19 protein-coding genes are annotated in these 17,146 nt (G+C 65.4%); 11 read left to right on the top strand and 8 right to left on the bottom strand.

From position 1 onward, the window contains the following. Nucleotide 1: 1 nt before the first annotated feature. Nucleotides 2-133 (top strand): hypothetical protein, encoded by a 132-nt coding sequence (locus ACZ1I5_RS17120; RefSeq protein ID WP_465170443.1) that lies wholly within the window; start codon nucleotides 2-4, stop codon nucleotides 131-133. A gap of 94 nt (nucleotides 134-227) precedes the next feature. Continuing rightward, nucleotides 228-557 (top strand): hypothetical protein, encoded by a 330-nt coding sequence (locus ACZ1I5_RS17115; RefSeq protein ID WP_465170442.1) that lies wholly within the window; start codon nucleotides 228-230, stop codon nucleotides 555-557. 147 nt (nucleotides 558-704) lie between these two features. Here ACZ1I5_RS17115 and ACZ1I5_RS17110 read toward each other — a convergent pair whose 3' ends face one another. Further along, on the bottom strand, nucleotides 705-2,477 hold the full coding sequence (locus ACZ1I5_RS17110) for a tetratricopeptide repeat protein (protein ID WP_465170441.1): 1,773 nt from the start codon (nucleotides 2,475-2,477) through the stop codon (nucleotides 705-707). 133 nt (nucleotides 2,478-2,610) lie between these two features. Between ACZ1I5_RS17110 and ACZ1I5_RS17105 the strand changes: the two genes are divergently transcribed. Together ACZ1I5_RS17105 and ACZ1I5_RS17100 are read left to right on the top strand one after the other, a co-directional pair. Next, nucleotides 2,611-3,282: a class I SAM-dependent methyltransferase gene (locus ACZ1I5_RS17105; RefSeq protein ID WP_465170440.1), complete on the top strand. Its 672-nt coding sequence runs from the start codon at nucleotides 2,611-2,613 to the stop codon at nucleotides 3,280-3,282. A gap of 58 nt (nucleotides 3,283-3,340) precedes the next feature. Then, nucleotides 3,341-4,429 carry an NHL repeat-containing protein gene (locus tag ACZ1I5_RS17100; RefSeq protein WP_465170439.1) on the top strand — a complete coding sequence of 363 codons (1,089 nt, stop codon included), beginning with the start codon at nucleotides 3,341-3,343 and terminating at the stop codon, nucleotides 4,427-4,429. 143 nt (nucleotides 4,430-4,572) lie between these two features. On the opposite strand, the gene ACZ1I5_RS17095 is transcribed toward ACZ1I5_RS17100, so the two are convergent. Together ACZ1I5_RS17095 and ACZ1I5_RS17090 are read right to left on the bottom strand one after the other, a co-directional pair. Next, complete coding sequence (locus ACZ1I5_RS17095; RefSeq protein WP_465170438.1) at nucleotides 4,573-5,607, bottom strand: aldo/keto reductase; 1,035 nt, start codon at nucleotides 5,605-5,607, stop codon at nucleotides 4,573-4,575. 184 nt (nucleotides 5,608-5,791) lie between these two features. After that, nucleotides 5,792-8,716: a TonB-dependent receptor domain-containing protein gene (locus tag ACZ1I5_RS17090; RefSeq protein WP_465170437.1), complete on the bottom strand. Its 2,925-nt coding sequence runs from the start codon at nucleotides 8,714-8,716 to the stop codon at nucleotides 5,792-5,794. 283 nt (nucleotides 8,717-8,999) lie between these two features. Between ACZ1I5_RS17090 and ACZ1I5_RS17085 the strand changes: the two genes are divergently transcribed. Continuing rightward, a complete protein-coding gene (locus ACZ1I5_RS17085; protein WP_465170436.1) occupies nucleotides 9,000-10,127 on the top strand; it encodes an aldose epimerase family protein in 1,128 nt (375 codons plus the stop codon). A gap of 725 nt (nucleotides 10,128-10,852) precedes the next feature. Then, a complete protein-coding gene (locus tag ACZ1I5_RS17080; protein ID WP_465170435.1) occupies nucleotides 10,853-10,987 on the top strand; it encodes a hypothetical protein in 135 nt (44 codons plus the stop codon). Between the two features lie 317 nt (nucleotides 10,988-11,304). On the opposite strand, the gene ACZ1I5_RS17075 is transcribed toward ACZ1I5_RS17080, so the two are convergent. Continuing rightward, on the bottom strand, nucleotides 11,305-11,712 hold the full coding sequence (locus ACZ1I5_RS17075; protein WP_465170434.1) for a MerR family transcriptional regulator: 408 nt from the start codon (nucleotides 11,710-11,712) through the stop codon (nucleotides 11,305-11,307). A 72-nt stretch (nucleotides 11,713-11,784) separates the two neighbouring features. Here ACZ1I5_RS17075 and ACZ1I5_RS17070 point away from each other — a divergent pair, with 72 nt between their 5' ends. After that, nucleotides 11,785-12,555: a MauE/DoxX family redox-associated membrane protein gene (locus tag ACZ1I5_RS17070; protein WP_465170433.1), complete on the top strand. Its 771-nt coding sequence runs from the start codon at nucleotides 11,785-11,787 to the stop codon at nucleotides 12,553-12,555. A gap of 169 nt (nucleotides 12,556-12,724) precedes the next feature. On the opposite strand, the gene ACZ1I5_RS17065 is transcribed toward ACZ1I5_RS17070, so the two are convergent. Next, nucleotides 12,725-13,219 (bottom strand): SRPBCC family protein, encoded by a 495-nt coding sequence (locus tag ACZ1I5_RS17065; RefSeq protein ID WP_465170432.1) that lies wholly within the window; start codon nucleotides 13,217-13,219, stop codon nucleotides 12,725-12,727. A gap of 72 nt (nucleotides 13,220-13,291) precedes the next feature. Beyond that, nucleotides 13,292-13,921 (bottom strand): retropepsin-like aspartic protease family protein, encoded by a 630-nt coding sequence (locus ACZ1I5_RS17060; protein ID WP_465170431.1) that lies wholly within the window; start codon nucleotides 13,919-13,921, stop codon nucleotides 13,292-13,294. A gap of 456 nt (nucleotides 13,922-14,377) precedes the next feature. On the opposite strand from ACZ1I5_RS17060, the gene ACZ1I5_RS17055 reads away from it, so the two are divergent. Then, on the top strand, nucleotides 14,378-14,572 hold the full coding sequence (locus ACZ1I5_RS17055) for a hypothetical protein (RefSeq protein WP_465170430.1): 195 nt from the start codon (nucleotides 14,378-14,380) through the stop codon (nucleotides 14,570-14,572). Nucleotides 14,573-14,623: 51 nt separating this feature from the next. On the opposite strand, the gene ACZ1I5_RS17050 is transcribed toward ACZ1I5_RS17055, so the two are convergent. Both ACZ1I5_RS17050 and ACZ1I5_RS17045 read right to left on the bottom strand, forming a co-directional pair. Next, nucleotides 14,624-14,893: a GlsB/YeaQ/YmgE family stress response membrane protein gene (locus ACZ1I5_RS17050; RefSeq protein ID WP_465170429.1), complete on the bottom strand. Its 270-nt coding sequence runs from the start codon at nucleotides 14,891-14,893 to the stop codon at nucleotides 14,624-14,626. A gap of 121 nt (nucleotides 14,894-15,014) precedes the next feature. Further along, a complete protein-coding gene (locus ACZ1I5_RS17045) occupies nucleotides 15,015-15,218 on the bottom strand; it encodes a DUF6771 family protein (protein ID WP_465170428.1) in 204 nt (67 codons plus the stop codon). A gap of 161 nt (nucleotides 15,219-15,379) precedes the next feature. Between ACZ1I5_RS17045 and ACZ1I5_RS17040 the strand changes: the two genes are divergently transcribed. The 3 genes from ACZ1I5_RS17040 (at nucleotide 15,380) to ACZ1I5_RS17030 (ending at nucleotide 17,103) form a co-directional block, all read left to right on the top strand. Then, nucleotides 15,380-16,402 (top strand): potassium channel family protein, encoded by a 1,023-nt coding sequence (locus ACZ1I5_RS17040; protein ID WP_465170427.1) that lies wholly within the window; start codon nucleotides 15,380-15,382, stop codon nucleotides 16,400-16,402. A gap of 162 nt (nucleotides 16,403-16,564) precedes the next feature. After that, the gene (locus tag ACZ1I5_RS17035) at nucleotides 16,565-16,699 is read left to right on the top strand and encodes a hypothetical protein (RefSeq protein ID WP_465170426.1); all 135 of its coding nucleotides are present in this window, start codon (nucleotides 16,565-16,567) and stop codon (nucleotides 16,697-16,699) included. A 35-nt stretch (nucleotides 16,700-16,734) separates the two neighbouring features. Beyond that, complete coding sequence (locus ACZ1I5_RS17030; RefSeq protein ID WP_465170425.1) at nucleotides 16,735-17,103, top strand: hypothetical protein; 369 nt, start codon at nucleotides 16,735-16,737, stop codon at nucleotides 17,101-17,103. Nucleotides 17,104-17,146: the final 43 nt, after the last annotated feature.

The raw sequence follows: 17,146 nt of genomic DNA, 5'->3' as shown, positions 1-17,146 counted from the left end.
AATGACGAACGGGAAACGAAAGCTGCTCGCGCGCGGTGTCGCCGCCGGCGCGATCATGGGAATGGCCGCGGGCCTCATCATCGCCCTGTTCGTCGCGCTGAGACCGGACCTCTTCGCGGCCCTGATGAGGTGACTATCGGCGATGATGCGCGAACGCGACAATGGTCCGGTCCGGAACATTCACGGCCGAACCGGCGTTGCGCCTCCAGTTAAATCAGGAGGATAGCATGGCCGATACGAGATATGACGACCGCGAGACCGTGGTGGTGGAACGACGCGGGATGAGCGGCGGCGCGATTGCCGGCATTGTGCTGGTGGCCATCGCCCTGGTGGTCGCCCTCCTGTTCGCGACGGGTTTCTGGAGCGCCGACGTCAAGGACGGCGCGCTGCCCAAGGTCAATGTCAGCGCCGATGGCGGCAAGCTGCCGGACGTCGACCTGAAGTCGAAGGAAGTCGTGGTCGGCACCACGCAGAAGACGATCGACGTCCCCAAGGTCAAGACCGAGAAGGAAACGATCGACGTGCCGGTGGTCGGCGTGAAGGACGACAAGAAATAGGATTCGGTACCGTCACCTGACGTGCCTTTGTCCGCCCGGCCAGCAATGGCCGGGCGGATTTTTCATGGGTCTGTTCGGCGACAGCAGCGCGACACCGCCGACGCGGTTGCATATGCCGCAATTGGTAACCATCGGCCGCCGCCGGGTTCAGTGGCCCGTAGGCGGCGGGCCGCCGGCGGAGGCGAACAAGGCCCGCGCCGCGGTCTTTTCCGGCGAGTCATAGGCGCCGTAGAGCACCGTATAGACCACCCGGCGGGCAAGGTCGGCCTTGCCCTGGCGGAGCAGCTCCTCGGCGAGATACAGGCGCGGCGCCGGCGCGGCCGGCACGCTGCGGATGACCTTCGCCATGCCCAGCATCGCCGGGTCCGGAACCCGCTCGCCGGCGCGCGCGAAGCTCTGGAAATAGGCGATCAGCGGCAGGGGGGCGTCGCCGTCGAGTTCGATCGCGCGCGCGATCGTCTTGCGCGCATCGGCGAGCGTGGCCGATCGGTCGGTCGCGGGCCCCGTAACGGCCTGGCCGGTCAGCGCCACGCCCTTCCAGGCAAGGGCGCGGGCATTGTCGGGCGATCGGGCGAGCACGCGTTCGGCGTCGCCGAGGCACGCGCCGTCATGGCCGCTGCGGCATTCGGCCTCCGCCGCGAACAACAGGGCCTCGCTGTCATAGGGCAGGCGCGCCACCGTATCGCGGACCCGGGCGAGCCAGGCTTCGCGGCGCTGCGTTTCCGTGGCCGAAAGTGTTGTGGCGGTGCTGCTCCCCGTCGGGATCGTGGCAAGGTGCGTGCCGAGCTCGACCCGCGCCTCGACCAGCGCTGCGCTCCCGGGCGACAAAGAGGTGACGATCGGGTCGGCAAGCGACGTCTGGGGCGGATCGGCGCGCGCAAAGGATTTCTGCGCCGCGACATATTTCACCATCTCGCGCTGGAGCTTGCCCAGATCACCGAAAGCCCTGGCGGCCTCGGCCATCGGCACCCCGCGGTGGATCGCCGTCATATAGTCGCGAAACTGCTGGCTGCGCTCCGGTTTCAGATTGGAGAACAGGAAATAATGGGCAAGCAGCCAGGCGTGATAGGGCGACCAGCTCGCCCGCCGGCCGGCGGCGTCGAGATAACGGCCCGACAGGACGTCCCCGACGTTCAGATCGCCATAGGCTCGCAGTACCAGCTTGTAGTTTTCGGGCGGCAGGGCGTAGTCGATCGCGCCATTGTCGCGGATCCGCACGGTGGAGAACAGCGCGCCGACCCCGTCGAGATACCAGCGAGGATAGGCCGCGGGATCGGCGGTGAGAACGAAGCGCTGCGCGAAGGCGGAATAGAGCAGTTCTTCCCAGGTCCGGACGGCCGGCGCGTGATAGGGCACGTTGCCGCTGCACTCCCGCGCGCCCTCCGCCATCGAATCATCGCAGTCGAGATTGTAGGCGCGGTTGGTGTTGAGCTCGATGACCTGGTCGTTCCGCGCAATGGCGAGCACTTCGCCGTCCTCGCGCGGATCATAATAGGTCCGGTCGGGAAAGGCGGCGAGATACGGCCCTTCTTCCGCGCGCAGATTTTCGAGTTCCATGGTGCTGAATGCGGCTGGCGTGTCGATCAGGGTCACCTGCAGCTTCGCCGTCTCGTCGGGCTGGCCGCCCTGCCGATAGAGGCGCGACATCAGGGTATAGAGCCGCTCGAGATTGTTGGTGATGCGGGCGATATCGCCCATGCTGTCCTTGCTGAAGACGATCAGATGGTCGGACTCGGCCCGTTTCCAGCTGCCCTTCTTCTTGTCGACGACGCCGGTGACGACGACGTCGGGGCTGCCCGCTTGCCCGCTGGTCGCGGCGGGCTGCCGCGACGGGGTGGGGGCTTTGTCGGTCCGTCCCTGGGCGATGACGGGCGATGCGAGACACAAGAGCAGCAGAACGCACGACCGACTGACCGACATTGCACAATCTCCGGGGCTCATCCCGTTGAACTGTCTAGCAGATCGGGGCGGTCATGGACCAGATCATGTTTGCTCCGGTCTGGTTCAATCGCATCGATTGACGCGCCAAAAATCATGCATCATGATAAGTTGCATGACTCGACCTTTCAGCGATCCGGCGGCTGTGGCGCGCTATACGGAGGGACCGCCCCGGCAAGTGCCCGGTCTGGCCGATCTTCAGCGCATGGCGATGCTGCTCCTGTCGGAACAGGCACCCGATTCGGCGGATATTCTGGTTCTCGGCGCGGGCGGCGGGCTCGAGCTGAAGATGTTCGCGGAAGGACGGCCGCGGTGGCGTTTGCTCGGCGTCGATCCGTCGGCAGCGATGCTTGATCTGGCGCTCGTCACCCTGGGGCCATTGGCGTCGCGCGTCCGGCTGCTGCAGGGCTATATCGACGACGCGCCACCGGGGCCGTTCGACGGGGCGGCGTGCCTGCTGACGCTTCACTTCCTTGCGAAGGAGGAGCGGCTCCGTACCCTGAAGGCGGTGCGACGGCGGCTCGGGCCGGGTGCGCGGTTCGTGATGGCGCATTACAGCTTTCCGCTGGCCCAGGCGGAGCGCTGGCTGTCCCGATCGGCGGCGTTCGCCATGTCCTCCGGCATTGATCCGGCACGGGCGTCGGCCTCGGCCGCGGGTATCATGGAACATTTGCCGGTCCTGTCACCGGAGGAGCACGAGGCGCTGCTCCGGGAAGCCGGCTTCGACGATGTCGGGCTGTTCTATGCCGGGTTCGCGTTTCGCGGCTGGGTCGGCACCGCCTCGTAAACGGTACGGGGGCCGCTATACTCGTCCGGCGCCGCAAGAGCGCCCAAGGGAGAGAAAGATGCGACGATGGTGGATCCTCCCCTGCCTGATGCTCGGCGCGCTGTCGCTGTCCGCTGCGGCGCCGCCGCGCGTTCCGGTCTTTCGGGCCGACACCCAGTGGCTGAAGCTGCCGCCGGCGATGAAGCTCGGTGAGATCACCGCGGTCGCGGTGGATTCCCACGACCAGCTATGGGTGCTGCACCGGCCGCGCAGCCTGGCGAAGGAGGATCAGCCCAGTGCCGCGCCGCCGGTGATGCTGTTCGACCGGAACGGCGCCTATCTTCGCGGGTTCGGCGGGCCTTCCGCTGCCTGGGAATGGCCGGCGATCGAGCACAGCATCGCGGTCGACAAGAGCGGGCGCGTGTGGATCGCGGGCAATTCCCGCACCGATCCGGCGGCGGGCGACGACATGCTGCTCGAATTCGCCAATGATGGGACGCTGATCCGCCAGATCGGCAAACGCGGGGCAAGCAAGGGCGATCTCGATACCGCCAACCTGCACGCGCCGGCCGACATCCATGTCGATGATGCCGCGCACGAAACCTATGTCGCCGACGGCTATGTCAACCGCCGGGTGATCGTGTTCGACAGCGAGACCGGCGCGTTCAAGCGGATGTGGAGCGGCTTCGGCAAGCCGCCCCCAGCCGATCCCGCCCCGGCATTGCGCGCGGTGGGTGCGCCCTTCACGCCCGAGAGCGGGGAAGGGCCGCAGGGCTTCAGCGGGGTGCATGGCGTCGAGCTGTCGCGCGACGGGCTGGTCTATGTCTCCGACCGCAACAACCAGCGGATCCAAGTCTTCACCAAAGCCGGCCGCTTCGTGAAGCAGGGCTTTGTCGACCGCAACATGGCTTCGCCGCAAACGGCGTCCGGCATCGCCTTCTCGACCGATGCGAAGCAGCGTTATCTGTACGTCGCCGACTGGGGCAATTCGGCGGTGCTGGTGCTCGACCGCGCCACGCTCGCGACGATCGGCAAGATCGGCGGCAAGGGCACCGCGCCCGGCCAGTTCACCGGCCCGCATTTGATCGCCACCGACAGCAAGGGCGTGCTGTATGTGGCCGAGGTGCAGGGCCGCCGGATGCAACGGCTGGTGCCGACAGGGCAGTAGCGGCGTCACATTCATTCTTCGTCATGCTGAACTTGTTTCAGCATCCATGCGCGGTCACTTGACTCACGGGTGACACTCTTGTGTCACCGGACCGCGCATGGACCCTGAATCACGTCCAGGGTGACGGCCGATATGGTTGAGCGTCAGCCCTGGCCCGCCTCATTGAGCATCGGGAAGCTGCGCTGGTGCCAGACCGGATAGGCCGGCGTCTGCTCGCTCGCCGCATCGAGCGAAGCGACCTGTTCCGCGGTCAACGCCCAGCCGGTCGCGCCGATATTCTCGACCAGCTGCGCCTCGTCGCGCGCGCCGATGATCAGCGTCGAGACGGTCGGGCGGCCGAGCAGCCAGGCAAGCGCGACCTGGGGGATCGACTTGCCCGTCTCGTCCGCGACCGCGTCGAGCGCATCGACGATCTTGAACAGATGCTCGTCCGCGAACTGTGGGCCGGTGCCGGCGATATCGTGCGCGCGGGTGCCGGGCGCGGCGGGCTGGCCACGGCGGATCTTGCCGGTCAGCTTGCCCCAGCCGAGCGGGCTCCACACCACCGCGCCGACGCCCTGGTCGCGCGCCAGCGGCAGCAGCTCCCATTCGTAATCGCGGTGGAGCAGCGAATAATAGGCCTGGTGCGCGACATGGCGCGGCCAGCCATGACGGTCCGACGCGGCGAGCGACTTCATCAAATGCCAGCCGGAGAAGTTGGAGGCGCCGATATAGCGGATCTTGCCGTCGCGGACGAGCTGGTCGAGCGTCGCCAGGGTCTCCTCGACCGGCGTATTGTAATCCTGGCCGTGCAGCTGGAACAGGTCGATATGGTCGGTCCCGAGCCGCGTGAGCGCTGCGTCGACCGCGTCGATCAGATGCTGGCGTGAGGAGCCGAAGGCGTTCGGGCCGTCGCCGGCCGCGCCCGGAAAGGTCGCCTTGGTCGAGATCAGCAGCCGGTCGCGCTTGCCCTTGATCGCGTCGCCCAGGATCGTCTCGGCGAGCCCCGAGGAATAGACGTCGGCGCTGTCGAACATCGACACGCCGTGGTCGAGGCAGACATCGATCAGCCGCGCCGCGCCGCCCGCATCGGTCGATCCCCAGGCCTTGAAGAAGTCGTTGCCGCCGCCGAACGTGCCGGTGCCGAAGCTGAGGGCGGGCACGCGAAGGCCCGAGGCACCAAGACGCCGATATTCCATGGCCGAAATCCCCTGTTCCAGAAGCGACTCGCGAGGGTCCATGCGGTCCGCGGCGCGGCATTGCCGTTACAGGGCTTTCCCCGGTTTTGGCAGGCTCCGACTCGAAAGGTCCACGCCCCGCATCGCGAAAGACAGAACGGGCGTCCGGCATCATTGCCGGACGCCCGCGAAAACCCGTGCGCCGTCAGAATTTGAAGCGCACGCCGGCAGTGAAATAACGGCCGATCGCATCGGCATAGGCCACGTTCGGGTAACGAAGGCCGATGCTGCCGGTGAAGCCGGAGGTCTGGTAGATGCCGCCCTTGGCATTGAAGACATTGGCGACATTGACGAAGGTCGTCACCTGCGAGTCCGAACCCAGATCATAGGACAGGTTCAGGTCGCTCTGGAAATAGGCCGGCACATCGGGAATGGCGAAAACCTGGGTCGGGTTGCCGGTCCATTTGATCGACGAGGCGAAGCGTTCGAGGAAGTCGAAGCCGAACCGGCCGATGCGGTAATTGACAGTGAAGTTCACCTTGTCGCGCGGCTGGGTCTCGGTGCCGGCGGCGTTGGTGATGACCGCGCCCGGAATGGTCTCCGTGGTCAGCGTCGGCTGGTGAGTCCAGAGCGCGCGCAGGTTCAGCCGGCCGCTCAGCAACGCGGTGGTATAGTTCGCCTCGACGTCGAAGCCCTTCGCCTCGATCCGCGCGATATTCTGGCTGAGCGAGATGTTGAGCGTCGGGAAATTGGCCGGCGAAGTGCTGTTGTACGAGATCGGCCGTACCAGCAGCGCGCAATAGGGCGAGGACCCGTCCGACGCGAGGCAGAGCGACTGGACGATCGGGTTGGTGCCCGCGACCGCGCCGATCGCATTGTCGATCTTCACATGGAAATAATCGAACGACAGGCTGAACCCGGGCATGAAGCGCGGGGTGAGCACGGCGCCCGCCGTGAAGTTCTGCGCGACCTCCGGCTCGAGGTTCGGGTTGCCGCCGGCCAGGGTGTTGAGCTGCGCCGCGACGCCGGTCAGCGGATCGGTGACGCCCGATGCCGAGATGACCTGCGCCTGGTAGAGATCCCACAGGGTCGGCGCGCGGAAGTCGCGTGAGCGGGTGGCGCGCAGCTTGAAGTCCTCGCTGACCTTCCATTCCAGGCCGAGCTTCCAGGTGCTCGACGAGAAATTCGCCTTCACATTGCCGTTGCCGACCGCGTCGTAGCGGGCATAGCGATACGCCCCGTTGAACGCGAGCAGCTCGACCAGCGGCAGGTCCTTCAGCAGCGGGACATTGACCTCCACATTGCCCTCGTAAATGTCTTCGCTGCCGATCGCGCCCGACTGGACTTCCTTGAAATGCCCGAGATTGGATACGGGATAGGACGCCGTCAGCGCATTGCCCGCCGGCCCGAGGCGCAGATATTGCGGGTTGAAGCTGTTGTCCGGCACGCTGGTCGTCACGCGCAGGCCGGCCCGGCGATAGGCACCGCTGACCGCGACCTTGACTGGCCCGGCCCAGCCGTCGAACGCGGTGCCGGTGATGTTCAGGCCGAAATCGTCGAGCGTGTTGCGCGCGCTCCACGACGTGTCCTCGAAGATGAAGTCCTTCGCTGCCTGCGATGCGCGGCCCTCACCGAACAGGTTGAGCGGCACGCAGCCTGGGAAGGCGCCGGGCGCGGTGATGCTGACGCGGCACACGGTGTTGCCCGTCGCCGGATCGCGCACCGCATCGACCGCGGCGTAGAAGTTCATGCTGTTGACGTTGTTCTGCGAGGTCAGCCGGGTGCGGTTGAAACCGTGGGTATAATGCGCGTCCCAGGCGAAATCGCCGAACAGCCCGCCTTCCAGCCCGGCGGTCGCGGAGAAGGAATTGATCCGCGTCTCGAGCGCGAGGTCCTTCATCAGATCGCTGTCGAAGCGGTTGATCGCGAAGCTGCTGGTGTTGCTGTTGGTCAGCGCGGTCTGCTGCGCCGCCGTCAGGAAGGCGTTGCCGCTATAGATCCACAGCGGATAGGAGCCGGCCGAATTGTTCGGCGCACCCGCCGTCGCATTGGTGATGTTGGTATAGATCTGGCTCGCGCCGAACGAGCGGTTCTTGGCGTAGCGCGCCGAGACATAGCCCTTGATCGTGTCGCTGAACTCATAGTCGAACCGGCCGAACGCCTGGGCCGACTTGAAATTATAGAGTAGCCATTCGTTATGGACATAGCCGCCATCGCCGCCGACCGCGGCATTGGCGGTGGCCGTCGCGGTGCCCGGGTTGAACGCAGCCAGCGAGCCGTCGGGGAGGAACTGCATGCCCGCGAACGGCCCGGTGCGGACCAGGCCGCCGGCCGAGGCGTTGCTCTGCCGCGCATTGTAGACGAGCGTGAACGGGCTGGCCGCGGTGCCCGCGCCGACCACCGCCGGATAGAGATTGCCGTAAGGGCGGTTGGCGGTGTCGTCGATGCCGTTGCGCTTGTAATATTCGCCGCTGAGCTCGAGATGCCCGCGCTCGCCGATATTGATGCCCCAGGCGGCACCGCCGCGCACCGAGAAGGCGTCGCCATAATCCGAGATGCCGGTCTGCAGCAGGCCCTTGATCCCGACATATTTATTGTCGGTGATGAAGTTCACGACACCGGTTACCGCGTCGGACCCGTAAACGGCCGAGGCGCCGCCGGTGACCACCTCCACGCGCGAGATGAGCAGCTGCGGCAGCATGTTGGTGTCGACGGTGGTGTCGAAGAAGGTGCCGGGCACGCGATTGCCGTCCTGCAGGATCAGGGTGCGGATCGGGCCGAGCGCGCGCAGGTTGAGGAAGTTGCCGGGCGTGCCGAAGCCGCGCCCATTGGCGTTGACCGCGTTGTTGGGCGTCGAGGTCGAATTGAAGGCGGGGAGCTTGTTGAGGCCGTCCGGGATGCTGGTCGGCGTGGTCGCCTGGAGCAGCTGCGCATTGACCACCGTGACTGGCGTGGGCTGGTTGTTGCCGTTCTGGATGCGCGATCCGGTGACGACGATGTCGGTGCCGGGCGTGGCGGGCTGGTCGTCGGGCGCGGCGGGCGCATCCTGCGCGGCGGCGGCCTGCGCAAAGGCGGGCACGGCCGTGCCGGCGAGCATCGTCGCGGCCAGCAGCGCGAGGCGACGAGTCACGACTCGATTCTTGACAGAAATCATATTTTCTCTCTCCCCGATGGGCGTCCTCCAGCGGGAAGCTGGAGTCGCGTCGTTTATTATTGGAGCCTCTGACCGCACTTGGCCGCCGTCGACATATCTTGCATACATTGACAACTGTCTGTGTACAATATGGCGGATTGCATTCTGGTGCCTTATTGTCAGATTTAATCGCATCCAAAACGGTGCAAACCCGTCCGGCCAATCCGATTGGTGCTGACCATCGGCCACGCTAGGATGGGCGCCAAAAGGGGAGGTCGTCTTGAATCCAGCGAAGTGCTTGTTCGCCGTCCTGCTCGCCCTTCCGCTCGCCGCCGCGGCGCGCCCGGCGGGCCCGGAACGGCGCGATTTCGGCGTCACGGCGGAGGGCCAGAAGGTCGACCGTTACGTGCTGCGCAACGATCGCGGCACGCGGCTGGGCGTGCTGACGCTCGGCGCGGCGATCGACGAGATCAGCGTGCGCGACCGGACGGGCCATATCGCCAATGTCGTCATCGCGCTGCCCGACGTCGCGGCCTATGAGGCATCGCCGACCGTCGGCGCGGTGATCGGGCGCTATGCCAACCGCATCTCGCATGGCGGCTTTTCAATTGACGGTGTGCGCTACCCGCTCTCGCCGGATCCGACCGCGATCGTCTCGCATGGCGGGCGCAAGGGTTTCTCGTCCAGGGTATGGACGGCCGAGCCCTGCACCACTGCCGGCTGCCGCAGCCTCACGCTGCGCTATCACAGCGCCGATGGGGAGAATGGCTTTCCCGGCGCGATGGACGTCGCGGTGACCTATACGCTCGGCGCCGACGATGCGGTGCGGATCGACTATGTCGCGACCACGACCAGGCCGACCGTCATCAACCTGACCAACCACAGCTATTTCAACCTGGGCGGCGACCGGGCGGGCAGCGTCGACGACCAGCGCATCCAGATCGTCGCGGACAGCTTCGCGGTGATCGACGACAAGCGCAATGCGGTCGGCGAGATACGGTCGGTCACCGGCACCCCGTTCGACCTGCGCAAGCTAACGCGGATCGGCGAACGCGTTGCCTCGAACGATCCGCAGATGCTGCTGGGCAATGGCTTCGACCATAATTTCGTACTGACCAAGCCGGCGGCCGACCCCATCCCCGTTGGCGCGCGCGCCTGGGACCCGGCGAGCGGCCGCACCCTGGAGATGCGCACGACCCAGCCGGGGGTGCAATTCTACACTGCCAATCACTTCAACGGGAAACAGATGACGCGTGACGGCCATATGCTGCGCCAGGGCGCCGGCTTCGCGCTGGAGACGCAGCATTATCCCGACAGCCCGAATCAGCCCGCTTTCCCCTCGACGATATTGCGCCCGGGCGAGACGTTTCGGTCGACGACGATCTACAGGTTCGGCGTCCGGCGGTAGCGAAACCGGGCTGGAACCCCACCCCCGATTTGGCCCCGGACGCTCACCGGATTGTCGAAACCATGCTTTAGCGGAAGAGCTCAGTTCTAGGACAAGCCGAGGGCGAGCGGCGCAGCATTTCGGCTCTATTCCGGCTCGATCGATACATGTCGCGATGCTTGGGCGAAATGTCGGCCGGCGACGATCATCCCCGCTAACGAAATGCCCTGTCTAGCGCGTTATGCAGCGCCATTTGCGATCGACGCGTTCCATGCTGCGGTTACAATGCAGGCAGTATCCGCGCCATACTCCAGAAACCTTGCGCGCCTTGCGTCGGTCAGGCTCATGCTTTCCGAACGCACACTTCAAGCGCCCAAATACGCTGGGTTTTGACGAGTTCACTCATGATACTCCCTGAACAGGCAAGACGAGCCGACAGCGGATATTTCCGGTCCGCCGGCGTCGACGTGCCCGGCGGTCCTAATCTGCATGAACTGCGGTTGCAATATTGTTGCGGGAAAGGGTGCAGCATGAATTAGTCCTAATTACCCCAGGACCGGCTCGAATTCGGTACACGAGATGAGGAGAGCAGGCCCCAACGCAGTCGCCGGAGCGACCTCCTTCCGACCTGCCAATGCTTGGAAGAACGATGTTGCCGGGACGGAGAGCGCCACAGGAACGGGGAGGCCGATGGCGCGTTGGGGTCGATAGATCGCTTCAGGGCGAATCATCAAGGGAGTAGAGTCATGGCCGAGATCAACAGCGACGAAAAGGTCGTGGTCGCAAAGAGCAGCATCAATATCGCGAACATCATCATCGCCATCGCGGTGTTGATCGCGGTGCTCGGTCTGTTGAAATATATCGGTGCTTCGCCCTTCTGATCGATACGGGCCGGTCGCCGCCGAAATTTTTCGGATCCACAACCTGCTGGAATCCGGACTGCTTGTCGATTTGTCCACAGGATTCCGTTTCGGGGTCGGAACGCGAAGGGCGCGTCGTCGTTGATCGTTTCGCGAAAGCGAAAAGGGGAAGCGATGAACTATGCTGTAGCGGCCGTTCCTGCGGCCTTCAGATTGCGTCCTGGCTCCACCTGCCTGCGCGCCGCCGGCTCAGGTTCGGGCGAAAGCCTGTGCACCCGGCCACGCGGTCATCTCGGGCCGTGCCGGCACATGCCGGCGCGGATGATCGAACTCGCTTCCTAAGCCCGGTCGAACGCGTCGAGGATCGGGCAGGGGCCGCTTGCGCTGGTGTCGCACGCGTGCGCCAGCCGCTTGAGCGCAGTGCGCGCCAGCTCGAGCTCGGCGATCTTCTCGTCGAGCGCGGCGAGCCGCTCGGTCGCGAGCCGCCTCGCGCGGTCGCGGTCCTCAGTCGCGTCGAGCGCGAGCAGCTCGCCGATCTCCTCGAGCGTGAAGCCAGCGCCCTGCGCCGAGCGGATGAAGCGCAGCCGCCGCACATGATCCGCGCCATAGCGGCGGATGCCGCCGGCCAGGCCTGACCCGCCGGTGCGTGCCGGCTCGTCGATCAGGCCGCGGCGCTGATAATAGCGCACCGTTTCCACGCCGACGCCACCTTCGCGCGCCAGCCCCGCGATCGTTATCTCCGCCATCGCTTGACTCCGTACCATGGTCCGGACCCCATATGGGCCGGGTCCGCCCGCGAGCAAGGGCGCTGGAGATGCATGATGACGACCCGCCCGGCCGGACAGGCCACCCTCTACCGCATGGTCATGCCCGATCATGTCTGTCCCTGGGGGCTGAAGGCTAAGGACCTGCTCCGCCGCCAGGGCTATCAGGTGGACGATCGGTGGCTCAGGACGCGCGAAGAGACCGATGCGTTCAAGGCCGAGCACAATGTGAAGACCACGCCGCAGACTTTCATCGATGGCGCGCGGATCGGCGGCTATGACGACCTTCGCCGCTTCTTCGGCAAGCCGGTGCGCGATCCGAATGCGGTGACGTATCGCCCGGTGATCATGCTGTTCGCGATGACCGCGCTGATGGCGCTGGCCGCAAGCCAGGCCGTGTTCGGCACCCCCTTCACGATCCATGCGGGCGAGTGGTTCATCGCCTTCAGCATGTGCGTGCTCGCCTTGCTCAAGCTGCAGGATGTCGAGCGCTTCTCGGCGATGTTCCTGAATTACGATCTGCTGGCGAAGCGCTGGGTGCCGTACGGGACGATCTATCCTTATGCCGAGGGCCTGGCCGGCGTGCTGATGGTCTCGGGCGCGCTGACCTGGCTGTCGGCGCCCATCGCGCTGGTGATCGGCGGGATCGGCGCGGTCTCGGTGTTCAAGGCAGTCTATATCGAGCGGCGCGACATCAAATGCGCGTGCGTCGGCGGCGACAGCAAGGTGCCGCTCGGCTTCATCTCGCTGACCGAGAATGTGATGATGGTTGCGATGGCGCTGTGGATGCTGTTCGGGGCCGGCGCGATGACGATGGAGGGCTAGAAGTGGGCACTCCACCCGTTCGTCCCGAGTAGCCATCGAGCTTGTCGAGATGGCATATCGAGGGACAAGCGTATCGTGCTCCACCTGTGCCTCGATACGAGCTCTCGATATGCCTTCGGCTACTCGATCTCTACTCGGCACGAACGGGTGGGTTTGTGCCTTCGGGGCCCTATTTCTCCGCTTCGGCCAGCGCCTTCATCGTCTCGATCGCGCCCTGGAAGCGCGGGTTGACGCGGTCGAACTGGGCCTTGCGCACCTCGTCCGAGGGCATCAGCGCGGCGTCGTAGATCAGCGTGTAGACGATGCGCGACTTGCCCGTGCCGGCCGGCTCGACCGCGAGCGTGCCGTTATAGGCGAAGGTCGCCATGCCGCCGGCGGTCTGGCCATAGGTATAGGAGTGCGCGGTGCTGGCGACCATCGGTTCGAGCGTGGTGTCGTTCAGACGGCGGATCGTGCCGACATCGCCGCTACCCGAGACGATCTCGCATTTCACCTTCAGCCACTCGGCGATCGCGCAATAGCCGCCGACCCGCTTCCACACTGCGTCGGCGGAGCGGTCGACCAGGATCTCCTTGCGGATCACGACATAGTCGGATGCCGCGGCCGGCGTGGCGGCGGCCATCAGGGCGACAAGGGCTGAGGCAGGGGCGGCACGTGCGATCATCGGTCATCCTGTCCGGTGGTTTCCGCGCCTTCCTATGGCGATTGCCGGAGGATGCCAAAGTGATTGTTCGAGTCACGCCGTGTCGGGTTTCACCGGCTGGGGATGGTTCGGCTCGAGGATCAGCGTCTTGCCCTCGACCCGCCAGGATTTGAGCCGCGACAGGAAGTTCATCCCGATCACGTCGGTGTCGCCGAAGGCGGGGGAGACCACCACGGCGAGGTCGCGCGCGACGATCGTGCCGAAGCGCAGTTCCGGGATCGTGCCGGTCAAGGCGTTGACCGTGCCATTGGCGGTGCGCAGCACGACCGGGAAGGGGGTATCCTTCACCTCTACCCCGGCGTCGGCCGCGGTTCCGGCGGAGAGCGCGGTCACCGTCGCGCCGCTGTCGACCAGCATCCGACGCTCGACCCCGCCGATGCGCGCATGCACCCAGAAATGCCCGTCATTCGCCATGCGGATTCGCACTTCCTTGCCGACCACTTCCTGCTTGTCGGCCTGGAGCAGGGCGGCGACCTTGGCGAGATCGGGATCGAAGCGCCCGCGGTCGCGCACCAGCATCACCACCAGCCCGCCGAGCACCAGCCAGATGACCAGCGTGGTCAGCGTCCGCACCACCGGCATGCGCCGCCCGATCACCGCCGCGATCAGCAGCCCGGCGAGCAGCAAGTAGAGCGGCGCGGTGGCGCCAAGATCGGGGAGCATCCTGCCTCTTCGTCCATTCGGCTATCGTCGAACGCGTAAATATCCAGCCGTCACCATGTATGAAGCCTGACCGTTCCGCGAAAGGCTGGCGGCATTCGTAGCGAAGCGCCCGCATCGGAGTGGCTGGACGACGCGCAGCGTAAGCGCTTCCCTAAAATGCCGTCGGCCGACGGAACAGTTTCAGGGTCGGATCGTTCAGGCCACGCCAACCGCATCGGGCTCACACCTAGTCGGGGGTAAACCAGGCCGGTTCGGACAGCATCGTCCGGCCTGGTTTCATTTCCCACCCGTTTTCTCCGCCAGTTCCGATGCCGTTTCGGCAGCGCACCATCGTGCCTTTGCCGCGGTTCGCCGAACCCGTGCGTGTCGTCCGCTTGATCACCTCACCAGCTTGTGATTGAGCAACGCGCAGGCGGGGCGGGGGCCCGGCTTGAGCAATGACGAGCGGGACGATTGATGTTTGGTGCGATCGCTTTTGCCTATGGCCTGCTGACCAGCTTCGTATTGTCGGGCGCAAGTCTCAATCGGAAGAAACGGCAGCCCAATCCGCCGGTCCTGGTCTATGTCGGCCATGTCTGTTTCGGCTGTTCCGCCGGGCTTTCCGTCCTGCTGTTCTGCCATGCGGGGCGGCTCTGGCTGCTCGGCGGCTGAACGCAAACGGGGCGGCCGAAGCCGCCCCGCGCCGTTGGTTTCGGGAACCGGTTAGCGAACCGATCCGCGACGTACCAGATTGACGATCGCGAGCAGCACGACCGCGCCGAGCAGCGACACCAGGATCGTCGAGATGCTGTACCCACCGCTGGTGATCGGCGGAACGCCGAGCAGCGGCGACAGAAGGAAGCCGGCAAGGACCGCGCCGACGATGCCGACCACGACATTCAGGAAAACGCCCTGCTGCGCGTCGGTGCGCATGATCATGCTGGCAAGCCAGCCAATGACGCCGCCGACGATCAAAAGTATAATGAGACCCATCTTGCTCTCCATGACCAATGAAACAGCGCGGAGGCTTTCGCGGGCGCGCCGGGCTCTTTCATGAGACCTGGCAACATAACGGACGGAATCGCCTGGCGTTCCTTCCCCTGTAACGAAGTTGTTACAGGCCGAGCAAAAGCTGGTTCACGTCCTGCGCCGGTTCGTCGGCGTCCAGCCCCTCCAGGATCGCGCGGGCGAGCGTTTCCGCCGCCCGCGCGCGGAGCCGCGGATCGCGGACGGCGATGCCGATCCGCGCCCAGGCGGGCGCCGCCAGGATGACAGGGGCGAGATCGGCTGGGGCAAGGTCTGCGGCGAATCGGCTCATGTCTCGAAGTTAGATCAAAACGGGAACATCGGAAAGCGCCAAAATGGTGATATCCCGAGGGGATGTCGCAGACGGCGTTGGCGGGGCGGCGATCCGGCGGCGTTAGGCGAAGCGCCGGCAAGCATGCTTCTTCTTCCCGCGCCGGCGCGTTACACGGTGTGATGTTGCGCGGCCCCGCTCCCAAGGACAGCTTCCTCAACCTGCGCCGCAAGAGCCGGACGCCGATCTGGCTGTCGCTCGTCTGGCGGGTGCTGCTCGCGCTCGGGCTGATCGGCATCGCGCTGTCGGTCCATTGGCTCGACCGGGATGGCCTGCGCGACAATGTCGACGGCCATGTCACCTTTCTCGATGTGCTCTATTTCACCATGATCACCATCACCACGGTCGGTTATGGGGATATCGTGCCGGTCACCCCGCAGGCGCGGATGTTCGACACCTTCGTGGTCACGCCGGTGCGGCTGTTCGTATGGCTGATCTTTCTCGGCACGGCCTATGATTTCCTCCTCAAGCGCGTCTGGGAGAAATGGCGTATGAGCGTGATCCAGCGGCAATTGAGCGGCCATTTCGTCGTGGCCGGCTATGGCACCAGCGGCGCGGAGGCAGTGTGCGAGCTGATTCGCCGCGGCAAGCCGGCGGACACCATCGTGGTGATCGACGAACGCGCCGCGGCGCTGCGCCTCGCAGAGGAATGCGGCGCGGCGGTGCTGGAGGGCGACGCCACTCGCAACGCGACGCTGGAGGCTGTCAAGATCGACAAGGCGCGCGCGATCATCATTTCGGCCGGGCGCGACGACACCTCGATCCTGATCGTGCTGACCGCGCGGCGCCTCGCGCCCGACGTGCCGATCAGCGTCATCATCCGCTCGGAGGACAATGAGGCGCTGGCGAAACAGGCCGGCGCCACCACGGTGATCAACCCGGCGAGCTTTGCCGGGCTGCTGCTCGCCGGGTCGACCCACGGGCCGCACATCGCGGACTATATGGCCGATCTCGCGGCCGCGGACGGCCGCGTCGCGTTGCACGAACGGCCGGTCACGGCGGAGGAGGTGGGCCGCCCGCTGGCCCAGATCGGCACCGGCCTCGGCATGCGCATCTATCGCGGCGACAGCGTCTTCGGCTTCTGGGAAATCGAGGCGGGGCGCCTCGAAGCCGGGGACTCGATTCTGGAGGTGGTGCCGCGTTAGAATCCTTGCGCGCGACCCGGCGATCACGCCTTTTAGAGCATTGGGTACGGAGCTGGCGCCAACAACGTTCAATTTGATGACAATCGCGTCATTTTTGTTGGAACTGCCATCACTTTGGTGCATTGTTGCTGCGAGAGGATACAAGCCGAAAAGGTCGCTTAAATGAGCAAAGTGATGCTGCCGCACCAGCTTGATTTGCTGCGGGGACACGCCAGGCTTTCCGGCGTCGTGGGTTTCATGATTGCCACGATCTTGTCATTGGCGATCTGGGTGGTGCTGCTTCTTCTTATTCTGTGAGATGACCAGAGGACGGCGTCATACCGCGCCGCCTCTTGACCCAGATCATTGCGCTCCCGTTTCCGTGGGTGGATGCTCCTTCACGAGGAGACAGGCCTGTGGAGATTTCGTGGAACGAGGATGCAGTCGCAGCGGTTCGCCCGCGCGACGGCGACAGGGCGAGCGGAGATCTGGAAGTCGTTGCGCAAGGGTCGCTGACGCGCGTACTTGATAGCATTGCTGCCGGCTTCGCGGGGGATATCCCGCGCATGCGCATTTCCTTTCCCGAACGCTGCAAGCCGCCCTTCCGCTATGAGGGGGCCGAGATCGCCGCGCTGCTGGCGGAGCGCAGACGCGTCGCCGCGCTTGCATCGTCCGTCGCGACGCCCACCCAGGCCAGGCGGGTCCGGCCCCTGGTACGATAACCGTCCTTCGTATCTGGAGTATCTTGCATTAAATCGGTGCCAC

This window comes from Sphingomonas sp. BL-S-30, assembly GCF_055521475.1.
The sequence above is the reverse complement of the archived record's forward strand: the minus strand, read 5'-3'. Positions and strand labels throughout refer to the sequence as shown.